The organism is Lysinibacillus sp. NPDC047702 (assembly GCF_050272555.1).
GTDB lineage: Bacteria > Bacillota > Bacilli > Bacillales_A > Planococcaceae > Lysinibacillus.
In genome coordinates this window covers 1-16,787 of record NZ_JBNNMG010000056.1, presented here as the reverse complement: position 1 = coordinate 16,787, position 16,787 = coordinate 1, and the positions used below count along the sequence as shown (strand labels likewise).

The following is a 16,787-nucleotide window of genomic DNA, read 5'->3' as shown; positions in this document are numbered from 1 at the left end:
GGAAAGTATGAATGCCCCGATAGGCGTTATTGATTCAGGAGTTGGCGGTTTAACCGTAGCAAAGGAAATTATGAAACGTTTGCCAAATGAAACGATTTACTATATTGGCGATACAGCAAGATGTCCATATGGTCCGAGAAGTCGACAGGAAGTACGGAATTTCACTTGGCAAATGGCAAAAGCACTCGAGAAAATGAATATTAAGATGCTTGTTATTGCTTGTAATACAGCGACTGCAGTAGCACTCGAAAGTTTACAAAGAAATATGCCTTTTCCGGTACTAGGCGTTATTAATGCTGGCGCACGTGCAGCTGTAAAGAAAACGAAGCGACATGAAGTCGTTGTGCTTGCAACAGAAGGAACCATTAAAAGCGGGGCGTATGAAGAAGCCCTACTGTCACTCAATACGTCAACACATATTATTCCACTTGCTTGTCCAACATTTGTACCACTTGTTGAAAGTGGAGAATATAAAGGTGGATTTGCAAATAAGTTAATTGCAGAAGGCTTAAAGCCGTTGAAAAATGAACAATTTGACACGGTCATCTTAGGATGTACGCATTATCCAATATTGCAAAAACAGATTGAAGCTGTTGTCGGAGAAGATGTTTTTGTGCTGTCTTCTGCGGAGGAAACCGCAAAGGATGTTCAAGAAATGCTTGCGTATAACGGCACGTTGACTGATTCAACTATAGTGCCTACTCATAAATTTTACGCCACGGGATCTGTACCAATTTTCCGTTCAATTGCAGAAAATTGGCTTGAACAAGGTACTCTCGATATAAAACGTATTACATTAAAATAAAAATCAGCTTAGCGATGGGCTAGGCTGATTTTTGCCGTTTCTGGCATTGTACATAGGGAACCGTACACTTTTTTGAATGTTTAAAGTATGATAAGATGAGTGCGAAAGTTTTTAGGAGGAACGAAAATGATGACAAGATTTGATGGAAGAAATGCAGATGCACTGCGACCAGTAAAAATAGATAGTGATTATTTATTACACCCAGAAGGATCAGTTTTAATTCAAGTAGGTAATACGAAAGTAATTTGCACAGCAACAATTGAGGATAAGGTTCCAGGATTTTTACGTGGTCAGGGCAAAGGCTGGATCACGGCAGAATATTCGATGCTACCTCGTGCAACAGCGCAGCGTACACCACGTGAGTCATCTCGAGGTAAAGTAAATGGTCGTACCATGGAAATCCAACGATTAATCGGTCGTGCATTGCGTGCTATAGTTGATTTAGAGGCACTTGGTGAGCGAACAGTGTGGATTGATTGTGATGTTATTCAAGCAGACGGAGGAACACGTACAGCCTCTATTACAGGTGCATTTGTTGCAATGACACAGGCAATCGGTAAATTTGGTGCAGAAAAGCCTTTCGAAAAATTTCCCGTTACTGACTATTTAGCAGCAACTAGTGTTGGAATTGTTGAAGAGCAGGGAGCAATTTTAGACTTAAACTATGTAGAAGATGTTGATGCTGCCGTGGATATGAATATTGTAATGACAGGAGCAGGACAATTTGTTGAGCTTCAAGGAACAGGAGAAGAATCAACATTTTCTCGTGTGCAACTAAATGAGCTACTAGCACTAGGTGAAAAGGGTATACAAGAGTTAATTGCACTGCAAAAAGAGACACTTGGTGAACTAGCGGATCAAATAGGAGGACAAAAGTAATGAAGCAAGTAGTAATCGCAACGAAAAATAAAGGAAAAGCAAAGGATTTCGAAGCTTTATTTGGTCCACTTGGCTATGAAGTGGTTACCATGTTTGATGTCGCTCCTGAAATGGAGATAGAAGAAACAGGCACTACATTTAAGCAAAATGCGGTTTTAAAGGCAGAGGCATTAGCAAAAGAGCTTGATACAATCGTTATTGCAGATGATAGCGGCTTAGCTGTCGATGCATTAAATGGAGAGCCAGGCGTTTATTCTGCAAGGTATGCCGGTGACCATGATGATGAAGCGAATATAGTTAAACTGCTAGAAAACTTAAAGAATGTTGAAGATGAAAATCGTACAGCACGCTTCTGCTGCTGTATTGCCATTGCAGGTCCAGATTTTAAAACAACTACAGTTTTTGGTACTTGTGAGGGTGTTATTGCCCATGAAAAACGCGGTACAAATGGCTTTGGATATGACCCAATCTTCTACGTACCAAGCTTAGGTCATATGATGGCTGAGTTATCACCAGAAGAAAAGGCTGCCATTTCTCACCGTGGAAATGCAATTCGTCAGTTGAAGGAACAATTGTCAAATCTTATAAAATAAGAGGTGATATCCATGCAAATACTAGTGATGAGCGATACTCACGGTGATAGCGGCGTGATTGAAAAGGTTCGAGGCTTTTACCCGAACATTGACATCTTGATTCATTGTGGAGATAGTGAGCTTCCTTTCTCCCATCAGGTATTAGATGGCATGAAAAAAGTACGGGGTAATTGTGATATAGATCCTGCCTTTCCAGATGAAATAGTTATTGATTTTGGCGATATAAAAGTCTTTGCTACCCATGGTCATTTATTTAACGTAAAAAGCTCCATTCTATCATTGTCCTACCGAGCGAAAGAAGTGAACGCACGAATAGTTTGTTTCGGTCATTCTCATATGCTAGGAGCCGAGATGATTGATGATATTTTATTTTTAAATCCAGGGAGCTTATTAAAGCCACGTGGACGCCAAGAGAAGAGCTTTGCCGTTGTGGAGATTAATCAGACAGCTTTTAAAGTTGATTTCTTTACGGACGATCACCAGCTTTTAGACTCTTATACATTTATGCGAAATGAATAACAACAGTTGTAGAAATCCGCTTTATTTACATTGGTAAAGGCGGATTTTTTATTTGCAAGCGGCTTTATTTTTTGTGGGCTTTCTTAGTGGTAAAATTGACTATGAATTAATTTTAATGATTAAGAAAAAATAAATATAAAAAACAACAAAGGAGAGAACATGGAAAATATATTTGGATGGAATTTTGAAAATAGTTATGTCCAACTTGCTAGCATTTATTATACGGAACTAGCACTTAATCCTGTAAGTGCCCCTAAGTTGGTAAAATTAAATGAAGCGGTTGTTACGTCATTAGGTTTAACGATAGAAACCTTATCCAATGAAGAAGCGGTGGCGATTTTTGCTGGAAACAAGGTTCCGACTGGAGGAAATCCCATTGCACAAGCCTATGCTGGTCATCAATTTGGTCATTTCAATATGCTAGGGGATGGTCGAACACTGTTGCTTGGAGAGCAAATAACCCCGAATAATGAACGTTTTGATGTCGCGCTAAAAGGCTCAGGAAGAACGCCATTTTCTCGTGGTGGGGATGGTAGGGCAGCACTTGGACCAATGCTGCGTGAATATATAATGAGCGAAGCCATGTTTGCACTCGGTATTCCCACTTCACGAAGCTTGGCTGTTGTAACGACAGGTGAAACAATTCTCCGTGAATCCGAGCTTCCAGGTGCTGTTCTAACTCGTATAGCAAGCAGTCATTTGCGTGTAGGTACCTTCCAATTTGCAGCACAGTGGGGAACAGACGAGGAGCTTAAAATGTTGGCAGATTATACATTAGAGCGACATTTTCCAAATGCTGATCAGTCTAATAATCGTTACCTATACCTACTTCAGGAGGTTATCAGGAAGCAGGCCTCCCTTATTGCAAAATGGCAGTTAGTGGGCTTTATTCATGGTGTTATGAACACGGATAACATGACGATTAGTGGTGAAACGATTGATTATGGCCCCTGTGCATTTATGGATATCTATGACCCGGCGACAGTGTTCAGCTCCATCGATCGACAAGGTCGTTACGCATATGGCAACCAGCCCAATATAGGTGGCTGGAATTTAACTCGCTTGGCTGAAACATTATTACCATTAATTCATGAAAATCAAGAAGAGGCAATAAACCTAGCTCAAGAAATATTGCAAAAATATCCGCAATTGTATCATGATAACTGGCTAGCAGGTATGCGAGCAAAGCTTGGAATTTTTAATGAAGAAGAGCAGGACGTGCTTCTTATTGAAGTACTGTTAAAGCTGATGCAGCAATATCAAGCAGACTATACAAATACATTTATTGCATTAACCTGTGAAAGATGGGATGAATCCCAGCTATTTAGCTCATCGGCATTTAAAGAATGGCATTGTAAATGGCTTGAGCGATTAACTAGGCAATCGCAAACAAAGGAAATGTCTCAGCAATTAATGCGTAATCATAATCCAGCGATCATTCCACGAAATCATCGAGTGGAAGAAGCATTAGAGGCTGCAGTCGAGAATGGGGACTACACTGTCATGGACAAATTATTAAAGGCTCTTGCGAAGCCGTTTGAGCATTCTAATGAGCAATTACAATACGCAGCATTACCAGCACCATCTACACAGCCATATCGTACTTTTTGTGGCACATAAGAGGAAAGCGAGGGGAGCTCCCTTCGTTTTTTTATTTTGTCAAAAGGTCACTTCATAGAATCTAAGCGCATACCCTATGTATGAATAAATGCTAAAGGAGACTATATTAGATGCATAAATATTCAAAGGGTTGGTTTGTTAAAGAGTTGCGTACACATGGAATTCTAGTACATCCACAATTAAAAAATCATCTAGGGCTTTTTAAGGAGTCTGAGCTTCGCAATTTATATTATCGCTTTGTTGTAAATGAAACGCTAGAAACGGATCAAAAATAAAATGTTTGAACTACCCTTTTGTAGGAGAGAATTGATTCTACAGAAGGGAGTGATTTGATGTTGAGCAAACCATGGATTTTAACGCAAACATGGCAGGATGTATTATTTTTGCATTGGCCTGTCCCTCCTCATATACTAGAGCAACATATCCCTATAGATTTAAAATTAGATCTCTTTGAACAGAACGCTTGGTTAAGTATAGTGCTTTTTAAAGTAAATGGACAGCGACTACGATTGCTACCTCCATTTCCTGGAACTGATTCCTATGTACAGCTTAATATACGTACCTATGTGACGTATAAGGAGAAGAAAGGAATTTATTTTTTTACCTTAGATGTTTCAAATCACTTTGTTGCACAATTAGCTTCAATGGGCGGTTTAAAATATCGTTATGCAAAAATGGCACTACAGCAAAAGGGGAATAACTATTCTTTTACAGGTCATAGTAACATTTTTAAGGAAAGAGCAAGAATTTCTTATAAACCATTACCTAGTGAAATTACTAGCAGCAATTTTGATAAATGGTTAGTAGAACGCTATTGCTCATGGACAAAATCGAATAATTTATTATTACGTATCGATATACATCATCTGCCTTGGCAGCTGCAAAAAGCACAGATCAATATTGAGCGCAATACGCTAGCTCCTTTTATAAATGAAATGCTCCAAAGAACTCAACCAATAGTCCATTATGCAAAGTGCAAGAAGGCAAAAATTTTTCCTCCTGTAATTGAGCAGAAAAACCAGATTTATTAACAAAAATCATTGTCAATAGATCTGGTTTTTATTCCTAAAAGAGATAACAAAACTGTAGGACAATTGCTTGGGCAATCATATCTGACATAGCAAGTGCTTCAGCCTCGATTTCATCAAAAATATTTACATCTGTTTGATAATCTTTTTGTATCATGGTTATGGCTTCATTTTTCGTTAACGCTAAATGTGTATAGAACATTTTTTGCACACCTTCTATACTTAGGTAAGGATTAATGCTGTGTAAAAATATAGCAATTTCATCTGCATTCCGATACCATTCTTTTTCTTTAGCGTCTGCTGTTTTAGCATCTCCCTTAGCAGCGGCAGTTACTAATTCTGCTGCTATAATAAGATGCTCTTTAATTAATGCAGCATAACGATCGGCAATGGTATCACCATAGAATGGACGTAGACAATTTCCTAAGTCGGTCGCATTACGTAACAATCGTTGTTGCACAAAGGGAAGGTCAGGCAGATTAAAAACAATGCTGATAATTGTCATCCTCGTCCAATTAACGTGCTCCATCCAGAGAAGTCGATTCATTGCCATAAAATCAGATTCAGTTTTACTTATACAGCGCCGACAATCATTTGACGGTTTTAAAAAATGGCGAATGGGTGCCGTATAATGAGTGTATGGAGCGGGATACAGCATACTAAGAGTAAACCCTTGTGAATAAGGATACAATCATTCACTCCTTTTTATTTTTTCTACTACTGTAGAATACTCTTTAAAAGTTCTGAGTATGAAAGAAGGCAAATTCGATTATTCTTCATACATCATTTTCTTTGTCATACCCCCATCGACAGTAAGATTGATGCCTGTTACAAAATTATTTGCAGGGTTTGTTAAATAGAGACAGGCTTGAGCAATATCTTCAGGAACACCTACACGTCCAGATAAATGCTGCACATGATCCACATGACGAAGCTGCTGATAATCACCGGTTTCAATCCATCCTGGTGAAATACAATTAACGGTAATATGATCTGGACCTAATGACCGTGCTAAAGCATGCGTTAACGCGACAATTCCACCCTTTGTTGCCGCATAAGCCTCTGTTTCAGGCTCAGACATTTCAGCACGAGTAGAGGCCAGAGAAACAATCGCACCACCGTGCTCATGAGACCTCATCACTTTCGCAGCCTCCCTTGCACAGAAAAAGGCACTCGTTAAATTAGTTTGTATCATATCATTCCATTCCTTAAATGTTACGTCAAATGGAGATTTATGTTGAAACTTACCCGCATTATTTATTAAAATATGAATAGTACCAAAATAATCAGAGGTTCTTTGCATTAACTGAATAATATCTTGTTCCTTTGTTACATCGGTGTGAATAAAAAGCGCAGAATACCCTTGCTCTAGCAAATCGCTCTCTACTTGCTGACCTAACTCTCTGTTCACATCAGCAATGACAACATGAGCACCCTGTCTCGCATACGCAAGCACAATGCCTTTACCAATGCCTTGTACACCACCCGTGACAATAACTACTGATTCTTTAAACATAATCATACCTCCCGTTTTTGCTACTCATCATTTTAGCAAAAAATCGGTCATAACTAGAAAAAAGAGTAGGCAAAGATAGTATAATGTCACTATTGAATTCATATAATAAACTTTATGAGGCAAACCTTGCCTTCAAAGTAAAATTAATGTTGACATTTCCCTCTAAAGTACATATAATAAATATTGTCCTTCATATGAAATATATAGAACGACATCATGTCTCAGTAGCTCAGCTGGATAGAGCAACGGCCTTCTAAGCCGTCGGTCGGGGGTTCGAATCCCTCCTGGGACGTAATTAAATCAGTCACAAACCATTGATACAATTGGATTTGTGAGAAACTAGGGATTCGGTCAGGGCTTCGGTCACTGACGTAGAATCCCTTTTTATTACCCTAAGAAATTACGTGATGAGCGTACCGAAATTATCTTCCAATTCAATTGAATGGAGGATTTTTTTATGACAAAAAAGACGGGATTATTTGATGTGGATTTCGCACTGACAACTAGAGAGTTAACCGCTTCTATTAAAGGGAAGAAGGCAACGGCTGCTCGTTACAAGCTCTTTTCAGAAGCGGTGGGAACTATTATAAGCCAAATGGAGGTTAGTGGCTATAGACCACGTACCATCAAGGATTATGATACAGTCTTGATGAATTTCTCAAAGAGTACAGGTGTTACCTATTTGGAAGAAATCACTGTAGACACAATTTACTCATGGCTTGATGGTATGCAGGTAGTGAATCAAACAAAGCTAACACGCCTAAAGGTTCTGAAATCGTTCTTAGGCAAGTGTTTCACCAATGGTTGGCTGAGCTTGAACTTTTGGCAATCAATCAACGTGAAGGTAGATAAGAAGGTTAAAAAGGGAGCAAAGCCCAATGATGTTGCAATTCTAGTTTCGTTAATTGACACAAGTACATTCATTGGTCTAAGAGATGTGACTGCCATTTTAACGATGTACAAGACGGGGATTCGCATTAACACACTAGGACAATTAAATGAGCGACATATTGACTGGGAAAATAAATGCTTGGTGCTAGATGGAGCAGTACTGAAAAACCATCAAGTATTAAAGCTACCGATTGATGACCAGCTTGTGAATCTATACCAAGTACTTATTAAATGTAATGATAAGTTGAGGGAACATTACGGTGAAAGTAATTCCAATTTGTTTATTTCATCTAAGGCAACATCACTGAACACGAAGGCAACCAACAATGCTATTTCTAAACAGCTTACTAAGTATGCGAAGCGGTTTGGATTGGAGAACATCAATGCTCATGCTATTAGGAGAGCGTATGCAAAGCGATTACATGATAAAGGGGCGAGTATTGCTATTATTAGTAAAGCTTTAGGGCACAGTGATTTAGCTGTTACCACGCAATATCTGGATTTAGATGTAGAAGAGGTTGCAAAGGATTTAAGAGAATATTTATAAAGTGTATTTTTAACACCACCCACCACCTTTGTGTAAAAGTGGTGTTTTTTAATGTTAAAAATAAGCGTTGGCTATACTTATTTCATAAGTGTTGTCTATACTAATTGAATAAAAGAGAATATATGTGCATAATATAGTTATTTTTGTGTTTTTTTGATATTGAGGATTTTTGTTGTTATGGTAAGATATTCTTACAAGTTAAAGCAGGCGGTGAAAAAATGTCACAGTTTATTATTAAGGATGAATGGTTTTTAGATGAAGTTATTAGGAAATATCAGGCGTATGCTATTGTTGATATTGAAAATAAGATCAATAGGTTGCTACGGACAGAAACTAGAGATGAGTTTTTTGATGAAAGAATCTCTAAGTTAATGGATGAACGTAATTATTATGAACGAGCTTCAAAAGTTCAATTATTAGGAGATTTAATTGAATCTGCTAAAGAACGTTTAGATGAAGAAGAGATGAGCTATGCAAAAGCTGCATTTGATCTAGTATTATCAAAACGTAAATTTAATTCTTATCACTAAGTATAGTAGTGTAAAAAATTAGAGTCTTATTATAATAAAACCTACTTTTCCTATAAGTAAAGTTGGTAGAAATGAGGGATTACATGAAAAATGTTAATGAAGTAAATGTAAAAGAGTTAGTTGTTGTGAATGAAAGCAATCAAAAGGAGTTTTTAATGATTCCAAATACACCAATGTGTCAGGAAATCGTTGAAAAATATCGTGTTCAATTAGTTGAACGTTACAAAGAGTCAATTTTTAATAATTGGGATGAGCAGCGTAGTCTTGATTTAACTGATGAACTAATGAGAGAAGCAGTTATGATCATGGATGCATCCGAAGAAGAGATTTTGAAAATGTTCTTTGAAGATGCTCAAAATAAATATGCTGATATGGAAGTTGAAGAATATTTCAATCAGTTATTTGAAGCCGCAACACAATTTCCTTAATTTATAGGGATTATTACAAATTCAATTTATATGAAGTAGAGATTAAAATCTCCATTTTACTTCAAAATAAACTTATAGAATTAGAGGAGAATGAAAATGAAATTTCAGTTGGAATACATGGATAAAGACTTATTTAAATTTGTAGATGTAAGTAAAGATCCATTTGATCGTAGATCACGTCACATTGCTGTAAGGCTTAATTTAATGGGAGTTATACAAAAATCGGAGCTTAAATACGCAACAGTTCTTGCAAAGCGAATAATCGGTGAGTACAACAGAACGAAAGGTAATAAAGATGAGACGTACACAGAAGAAATGTATGTATATGGCACACCTTTTAAAACTGCATATGCTTACCTAGTAGAAAATTTCAATAATTTCTTTACAAGCTTCAAGTATCTAATTAAGACTTATGGTGAAGAAAATGTAGAAATCCATCGTATGGGTGAGAATTACAGTGCTGAGAGCGTAGTAGCTATCTTAAAAAAGGATCATATTGCTGTTCATAATGTAAAGTATGTAACACTTGAATATATTAATAGTAATATTTATCCTCAGGAGTTTAATTCTAAAGGTGCTTTAGGAAAAGCTTATAGACTTTCCCAAGAGGAATTAGAAGTTGGATTAAGTGAGCGTTATTTTATTCACCAAGATAAACGCATACAAATCAAAATCATTCCATCAAGTGTTGAAACTTCTTTTGAAAAATATAAAGAAAGTACACAAGACTTTATTAGAGATCTAACGAGATCATTAGAAAAAGCTTGCGATATAACTGAGAAAACAGCTCTTAAGCAACTAATAAAGCTTGAACAAAAAGAATTAAGAGAGTATGACAGACTCATTACACAAGATGAGCATCACAATCAAAATGTGGCTAAGTTAAAGGGTGTCAATCCTGATGAAGCTTGGAAGAATATTGCAATAAGCCTAAAAGAGCAGTATCAAAACCAAAAGAAAGCTGTTTTGAAGCTAATCAAAGATGAACTAGTTGATTTGTTCACAGAAGGAAGCAGAATTGATTATGAGCTTTTCTTTAAAATAACTACCGATATAATTCGCATTGAAAATATCCTTAAAGATTTGAATCGGTATGATTATAAATTTGAAGAATACTGTATCTTAGTGAAAACTAAAAGCACAAATGTAGTGTAAGAAGATTGAATTTTCTGCATTAAGAGGTGTGTGCTGTAATTAGTGCAGTAGATTGTCTAGCATGTTTAATTAAGCTACTACTAATTAGGGGAGCTAGAAATAGCTCTTCTTTATTTTGGAGGAAAGTAAGATGAATGTAACAGAATGTATTCAACAAGACTACTTAGAATGGCAACGAGGAGACATTATCACCATTTCTGCAGGCACAGGAAAAGGTAAAAGTCATTTTATAAAAAATAAGCTTTACAATCATGCCAAAAGCAAAGGAAAGCGAATTTTGTTCTTTCTTCATCGAACCAATACGCTAGAACAATTTGAAGCTGAAATCGCTGCAGAAGGAAAAGATGATGTGATTGAATTAATTACATATCAAGGTTTTGAGAAGGCTATTATCCGTCAAAATCAGCTTGATCTATGGATGTACGAATATATCATCTGTGATGAATATCATTATTTTGGAAATGATTCCTCTTTTAATAAATTCACTGACCTATCACTTAATGAAATTATTGAAGGAACAGATGAAAGAATTGTAGTGCTTATGAGTGCTACAAATGAGTTCATTAGAGATTATTTGCATAATAGAAAATCAATTACTCCAAAAGAATATGTTCTGCCAGCTAATTATGATTATGTTAAATCCTTAGAGTTTTATGAAGATGATCAACTCATAATTGATGGATTGAATAAACGAGTAGAGAATGGAGAAAAGGCTCTAATCTTTATTGAATCTGCTAATGATTGCTATGAGCTGTATAAGCAGTTTGAAGAGCATAGTATGTTCATCTGTGGAAAAAGTCATAGTAAATATAAGTATGTAGATGAAGAAAAACGTGAGAACCTACTAAACAATCAGAAGTTTGATGACCTATTTTTGTTTACTACACAAACACTTGATGCAGGAATAAATATTATTGATGATGACTTGCACTTTATTATAGTAGATATAGCTGATCCTGATGTGATGGTTCAATGTGTTGGACGAAAGCGAATAAGAGATTCAGAAGCTGATTATGTGCATCTTGTAGTGAAGAATCGTTCAAATGGTCGATTAGGCTATGACAAAAGTAATTTAACGACTCGTATGAAACACGCTAAGTTTCTTGAAGAACATTCCCAAGAAGAATATAATCGAGAGTTTTATCGTGAACCCGATCCTTATCAGCTAGTTTACTACGAGCCACTCGCTAAAGGACTTTATAAAATTGGTGTAAACCAACTTCTCTTTGATAGCTTTAAGTATAAATATAAGCGTCTTAAAGAAATTCAAGAAATGGCTGGCGGGTATCGTCAATTTATTGTTGAGCTTTTTGGAAAACAAGGAAGCGTATCAATGGATGCTTATTTAGAGCCACAAACACGTTCGGCATTAGAAGATGCTTATTCTAAGGAGCTTATATTTTATAGCCAAAAGGAGAAACGGGTATTTGCAGAGCAATTAAATTTGAAATCCAATGGTAGGCTAATAACGAGCTTTCGGAAAATTAATGAGTTGTTAACTACTAAAGAAGCATCTTATCGTGTTTATCAACATGAAGCTAAACAGGATGGAAAACGATATAAAACAGCATGGAGAATTATTCAAATGCCAAAGTGAGTGGTTAAAAATGTTGTGAGTATTATTATATAGAGACACCAAAATTGACCAAGCATAAAACTCGTCGAGGGGTTTGGGGACGGACGAAAAGCGTGTTTCGTATTGTTTTATCTGGAGCAAAGCGGAAGATACAACAATGCAAACCGCAGCGTCCCCAATATGTGATTTTCTAATGTAGGATAAAAATGTTGTGAGCTAAATGATATACGGACACTAAAATTGACTAAACATAAAAATCGACAGGTGGTTTGGGGACGAGCGCAAAAGGAATAGTTCGAGAAATTGTTTAAATAAGCGCAGCGAAGTTACACAATTCCGAAGAATATTTCTTCAGTCCCCAAATAAATAAAATTTTCAAGGTGGGATGAATTTGGTGCGGATATTAATAATAGGTAGACATCAAAATCGCCCATCCATAAATTACATAGAAATGGCGTAATAAACATGAGAATATATGAACTAATAATGTTGGAAAAAATAGTATTGATTCAAGTTGGATATGTAGAGAAATACTTCAAAAAACCAGAACAATGGATATGTAAATACTCTATTGAATAGTTTAAATATTTTTATCTAAAGAAAAATAAAGATCTTTGTAAAACTCATCGTTATATGCTTTCCACTTGTTTTCGTTAGTCAGGTATCCTCTAAAGAAAACATAGATTTCTTCGTTCTTGTCTACACATTTTTTTGCTTGCTTTCCGTAATGTCTATTTAATATGAGTTTTTTATTTGTAAATAAAAGAGGAGCAGCATTACAATAAATAAAGTTTATTTTTAAAGCAGTTGTGTTATATGTTGAAACTTTTACTTTTCCATAGAAAATTCTTAGCCTATTTTGGGGTATTAAAGAGATTTCATCAATATTTACGAACAGTTCGTTAATTGAAATCATTTCTTTTTCAGGTAGTTGCATAAAAGGCTTATTTTTATCAAAAGTTGGGTCATTTAGTAAATTAATTAAAGTCATAATGGATGTAATAGTACTTCTCTCTGTGCTAATTTCTTTACTATTTGCAGATTGAGTACTTTTCGAAGTATTATTTGGAACATCATTAATTTCATCGATTTTAATAGAGGAATCCTTTTGATTATTTTGGTCTAAGATTTTCTTTAATAAAAGAATGCCATTTTTAGTAACTGTTTTTTTGGCTTCGTTTTTTTCGAAAGTAGAAAGGTTAACTTCTTCCTTTTCTCCAGAGGCTTTACATCCAGCAATATGAAGGTTTTCTCTTGAACTAGGTGTGAAGTATATTCGTTTCTTATCTTTTTCCCCCCATTTTGTACAAGTTAGTTGAATTTTACACTGTTTGTCTATACATTCAAATGCTCTCTGATCAGTTAATTCACCTTTAAGTGATTTAGAGTGTGCTACCTCCGCTGAAATTTTTCCTTTTACTTGGAAACTATAAGCTTCTTTTACCATAACTTCCCCCTAAAAATAATTTGTATATATATATTATTACGAATATTAGTTCTGATTTCAAAGAAATACTCTATTAATATTCTATTGGTATTAATAACAGATAAGCATCTTTCATGTAGTCTTGTTATATTTTCACGAGACGATAAGGTTTGTAGTTTATAAAAAGTAGAATAAAATCATAGAGAAGAACAATAACGGAACGGACTATCTATAGCTTAGAGAAGATTCTTAATTTCCAAAAGAAACGATAGTCCTTATCAGAAAATGTGTTGACTATTAAAATAGGAACAAAAAAATGTCCACATGAAGTACCTACATATGGACAAAAAAGTTACTATTTAGAAAAAATATTTCATATCTTACTTGCTAGATATAATTTAAATACATTATTGCTTTTTCCACAATTTTATAAATGTGTTGAATAACTCTACTGTACGCTGATCTATTGTATCTTTAGTCCATGAAGTTTTAAGAGATAAAATTTTATTATGGCTAATAGCACTTTGAGAGTATTCATTTACTTTTACACTAAATTCGTTATTGCTAGCACTTGCATTGGGGCTTCTGAGTAATAAAGTTAAATTACCAATGATAAATGTGTACTTTTCTCGATCTGAATCATCAAAAAGTGTAACCCAATTACTACTTTGATCAGGACGTTCAGGAAGAATATGTTCTAAAGTTATTTGGTAAGTATCAGGATTTATTAAAATTTCATTTTGATTTCTATTTTGATGTTCAAAATTGTAAATACTACGTAAAACATACTTAATAGTTGTTTTATCGTTATTGGTTTTTATAAGCTTCGATTTAAACTTGTCAATAAGAAGAGTATCTGAAAGCATTTGTGCGTTTAATTTTTGTATAATTGTTGCAGCATCTCGAATTACATTCGTATAAATAGACTTAGCTAAATCGGGGTAGAATTGTTCTAATGTATTTCCTGGTTCTTGCCCGATAAATATATTTCTTAATTGTAATGAAATAATTTCTTTTAAGACTCTATTGATATCAGTTAGAGGGAATTCTTTAAGATCCATTGCTAAAATAACACTTCTATATTGACCAGCCTTTAAAGTAGTGTTTAAAGTGTTAATTTGATCCATAAAGATTGTTTTTTGATTCGTATCTGTAGTACTTCTTAGCGAAGGAGTGATAAGTGATAAATAAGAGACGGAGGCTTTTTCCAATTCTTCTAAAAAGTCGCTAGAGTTACCTCTATCCTCTAAAATTTTTAATTCCTTAAGATTATTAAAAATATTTTTTTCAGATGTTTTGCCATTAATAGCATTAGCATATGTAACTAAAAACTTGTTTTTTGGCTTTCCGTCAGTATTAGATTCTATATTTTCCCACTTCTCTTTAACTGCTTCTTCTCCTAAGATTTGTACTAAATAATTTTTTAAAATATAAAAGTCAGCTAATTGTTTTCCGGTACTATTTAAACTATCGAACATCTTGATTGCAACATCTTCACTAGAAGTTTCTATAAGAATTAAAATTATATTTTCTAAAATGTTTTTTAAGACTAATTTAATATTACTTGCAGAAGGGGAAGTTCCCAATTTTTCTTTAAATAGGTTGTAAAATAATTCGTAATTAGTTTTTAAAGCTTTCTCATAATCTGTTAGCTCAACAGTATCGGGAATGTTTTTACCATATACAATATAATTATTAAATACATTCTGAGAGCTGTTTTTTTCAAATACTAGTTTATATGTAAAAGTTCTATCATCAAATTCATCAGGGCTAGCTAAATATTTTTCAACAAATTTACTTGCTGAATCTCCTTCCCCAATATCTTTTAATAATTTAATTAGTGAGGCAACTATCAATAACGAACTAACTGTTCTTTGTTGTCCATCATAGATATATTTACTGTCATCGTTCTCCTTATATACAGTAATAAAATTTAGAACATGAGAAGAACTAGGGATTTCATAAACTGAATAAAAATCATTAAATAATCTTTCTGCCTGTGCTTTACTCCATTCATAAGGTCGTTGACTATAAGGTATTTTTAAAATTCCATTTGAAAGATATAGATAGTTTTTTAAAGTAATGGTATTTGCTACTAATGTACTCATTATTTCCACTCCTATTCATTGTATTATTAAATTATACCATATATAGAAAATATTTAATGGTGTGAGTTCTATTTAATCATCGTTTAATAGACGTTTTGAAGACGGAGCATAAATTAACGTTTATGCTTCATTTTTTTGTTGTCATTGTCTATAAACTCGTCTATTATTTAAGGTGTATAAAACGTATAAGTAAATAGAATAGAGGGGAATTATGGGGAGAATTATTGGTTATTGTCGTGTAAGTACAGAAGAGCAAAATTTAGATATGCAAGAGCAAGCTATTGAACGCTATGCTAAAGAAAAAGGATTAGAACTTATTTTGTATGTGGAGAAAATTTCAAGTCGTAAAGAAAAGCGTATTGAGCTTGAACATGCGATAAAAGCAGCAACAAATGGCGATTTGTTTGTTGTATATAAACTAGATCGATTAGCTCGAAGTACAAAAGAACTTTATACGCTAACAGATCGATTGAAAGAAAAGGGAGTTGAATTTGCTTCAATTCACGATGCATTTGATACAACCACTCCTACAGGTAAAGCAATGTTCGGTATGTTAGCTGTATTTGCTGAGTTTGAACGTGATATTATTCAGCAGCGAACAAAAGCAGGATTAGAGAGTGCAAGAAAACGTGGAAGAGTAGGAGGGAGACCACCAATAGATGAGAAGACTAAGAATCGTGTAAAAGCTTTATTTGAATCAGGAGAAAGTGCGACTGATATTGCAAAAGAATATGGCATTGGTAGGGCTACGGTATATAAAATAGTAAATATAAAATAAACTAATTTGTATGCTTTTATTTTGAATAGTTATATCATAATATTGTAAGAAGATAATAAGAAGTATTCTGATGTTGTGAAGTATTTTTTGAGAAATATTAACTAACTAGTTAATTATAACGAAAAAGTAAATATATATCTTAAATATATTATTTACTTAAATTCACTAGCATCGCATTAAAATAATGCCTCATTCAAATTAATCATAATTTTCTGTAATTACATGTAAGCACAAAAAAGTCCTTTATAATGGTTTGGTGGTAGTAACCTATCCAAATCCAATAAAAAGGACCAATCTCATGGATAAGATTACACGAAAAACATCATTTGAACAATGGTTTTCACCGATTTCAACAGAAAAAATGCAGGAATACGTGGAAAGCCACCAA

The 16,787-nt window shown here is 34.6% G+C and carries 17 protein-coding genes and 1 tRNA gene; 14 read left to right on the top strand and 4 right to left on the bottom strand.

Features of this window, described 5'->3' with window-relative positions:
* The first annotated feature begins 7 nt into the window (after positions 1-7).
* The 7 genes from racE (at position 8) to ACQKIM_RS21025 (ending at position 5,447) form a co-directional block, all read left to right on the top strand.
* On the top strand, positions 8-805 hold the full coding sequence (gene racE / locus ACQKIM_RS21055; RefSeq protein WP_427547789.1) for a glutamate racemase: 798 nt from the start codon (positions 8-10) through the stop codon (positions 803-805).
* A 129-nt stretch (positions 806-934) separates the two neighbouring features.
* Positions 935-1,684 (top strand): ribonuclease PH, encoded by a 750-nt coding sequence (gene rph / locus ACQKIM_RS21050; RefSeq protein WP_427547816.1) that lies wholly within the window; start codon positions 935-937, stop codon positions 1,682-1,684.
* The gene (locus ACQKIM_RS21045) at positions 1,684-2,277 is read left to right on the top strand and encodes an XTP/dITP diphosphatase (protein ID WP_427547787.1); all 594 of its coding nucleotides are present in this window, start codon (positions 1,684-1,686) and stop codon (positions 2,275-2,277) included. Before rph ends, ACQKIM_RS21045 begins: the two co-directional genes overlap by 1 nt.
* 12 nt (positions 2,278-2,289) lie before the next feature.
* On the top strand, positions 2,290-2,796 hold the full coding sequence (locus tag ACQKIM_RS21040; protein WP_427547785.1) for a metallophosphoesterase: 507 nt from the start codon (positions 2,290-2,292) through the stop codon (positions 2,794-2,796).
* Positions 2,797-2,955: 159 nt separating this feature from the next.
* On the top strand, positions 2,956-4,416 hold the full coding sequence (locus ACQKIM_RS21035) for a protein adenylyltransferase SelO (RefSeq protein ID WP_427547783.1): 1,461 nt from the start codon (positions 2,956-2,958) through the stop codon (positions 4,414-4,416).
* 110 nt (positions 4,417-4,526) lie between these two features.
* Entirely contained in the window at positions 4,527-4,691 is a 165-nt protein-coding gene (locus ACQKIM_RS21030; protein ID WP_427547782.1) for a DUF2639 domain-containing protein, read from the top strand.
* A gap of 60 nt (positions 4,692-4,751) precedes the next feature.
* Positions 4,752-5,447 (top strand): YqjF family protein, encoded by a 696-nt coding sequence (locus ACQKIM_RS21025; protein ID WP_427547780.1) that lies wholly within the window; start codon positions 4,752-4,754, stop codon positions 5,445-5,447.
* 34 nt (positions 5,448-5,481) lie between these two features.
* Here the strand turns inward: ACQKIM_RS21025 and ACQKIM_RS21020 are convergent, their stop codons facing one another.
* On the bottom strand, positions 5,482-6,102 hold the full coding sequence (locus tag ACQKIM_RS21020) for a hypothetical protein (protein ID WP_427547814.1): 621 nt from the start codon (positions 6,100-6,102) through the stop codon (positions 5,482-5,484).
* Positions 6,103-6,213: 111 nt separating this feature from the next.
* Positions 6,214-6,960, bottom strand: a complete 747-nt coding sequence (locus ACQKIM_RS21015) for an SDR family NAD(P)-dependent oxidoreductase (protein WP_427547778.1) — start codon at positions 6,958-6,960, stop codon at positions 6,214-6,216.
* Between the two features lie 218 nt (positions 6,961-7,178).
* On the opposite strand from ACQKIM_RS21015, the gene ACQKIM_RS21010 reads away from it, so the two are divergent.
* From ACQKIM_RS21010 to ACQKIM_RS20985, 6 genes are all read left to right on the top strand, one after another.
* Positions 7,179-7,252: transfer RNA gene (locus ACQKIM_RS21010), tRNA-Arg, on the top strand.
* 165 nt (positions 7,253-7,417) lie between these two features.
* Positions 7,418-8,398, top strand: a complete 981-nt coding sequence (locus ACQKIM_RS21005) for a tyrosine-type recombinase/integrase (RefSeq protein WP_427547776.1) — start codon at positions 7,418-7,420, stop codon at positions 8,396-8,398.
* Positions 8,399-8,616: 218 nt separating this feature from the next.
* Positions 8,617-8,928, top strand: coding sequence for a hypothetical protein (locus tag ACQKIM_RS21000; RefSeq protein ID WP_427547774.1), 312 nt, complete (start codon positions 8,617-8,619; stop codon positions 8,926-8,928).
* Between the two features lie 83 nt (positions 8,929-9,011).
* A complete protein-coding gene (locus tag ACQKIM_RS20995) occupies positions 9,012-9,356 on the top strand; it encodes a hypothetical protein (protein ID WP_427547772.1) in 345 nt (114 codons plus the stop codon).
* A 96-nt stretch (positions 9,357-9,452) separates the two neighbouring features.
* Complete coding sequence (locus ACQKIM_RS20990; RefSeq protein ID WP_427547770.1) at positions 9,453-10,511, top strand: hypothetical protein; 1,059 nt, start codon at positions 9,453-9,455, stop codon at positions 10,509-10,511.
* A 130-nt stretch (positions 10,512-10,641) separates the two neighbouring features.
* Positions 10,642-12,108 (top strand): DEAD/DEAH box helicase family protein, encoded by a 1,467-nt coding sequence (locus ACQKIM_RS20985; RefSeq protein WP_427547769.1) that lies wholly within the window; start codon positions 10,642-10,644, stop codon positions 12,106-12,108.
* Positions 12,109-12,667: 559 nt separating this feature from the next.
* Here ACQKIM_RS20985 and ACQKIM_RS20980 read toward each other — a convergent pair.
* Positions 12,668-13,534 (bottom strand): hypothetical protein, encoded by an 867-nt coding sequence (locus tag ACQKIM_RS20980; RefSeq protein ID WP_427547767.1) that lies wholly within the window; start codon positions 13,532-13,534, stop codon positions 12,668-12,670.
* Positions 13,535-13,920: 386 nt separating this feature from the next.
* Positions 13,921-15,621: a DUF262 domain-containing protein gene (locus tag ACQKIM_RS20975; protein WP_427547766.1), complete on the bottom strand. Its 1,701-nt coding sequence runs from the start codon at positions 15,619-15,621 to the stop codon at positions 13,921-13,923.
* Positions 15,622-15,832: 211 nt separating this feature from the next.
* On the opposite strand from ACQKIM_RS20975, the gene ACQKIM_RS20970 reads away from it, so the two are divergent.
* On the top strand, positions 15,833-16,399 hold the full coding sequence (locus tag ACQKIM_RS20970) for a recombinase family protein (protein WP_427547764.1): 567 nt from the start codon (positions 15,833-15,835) through the stop codon (positions 16,397-16,399).
* Positions 16,400-16,787 lie beyond the last annotated feature (388 nt).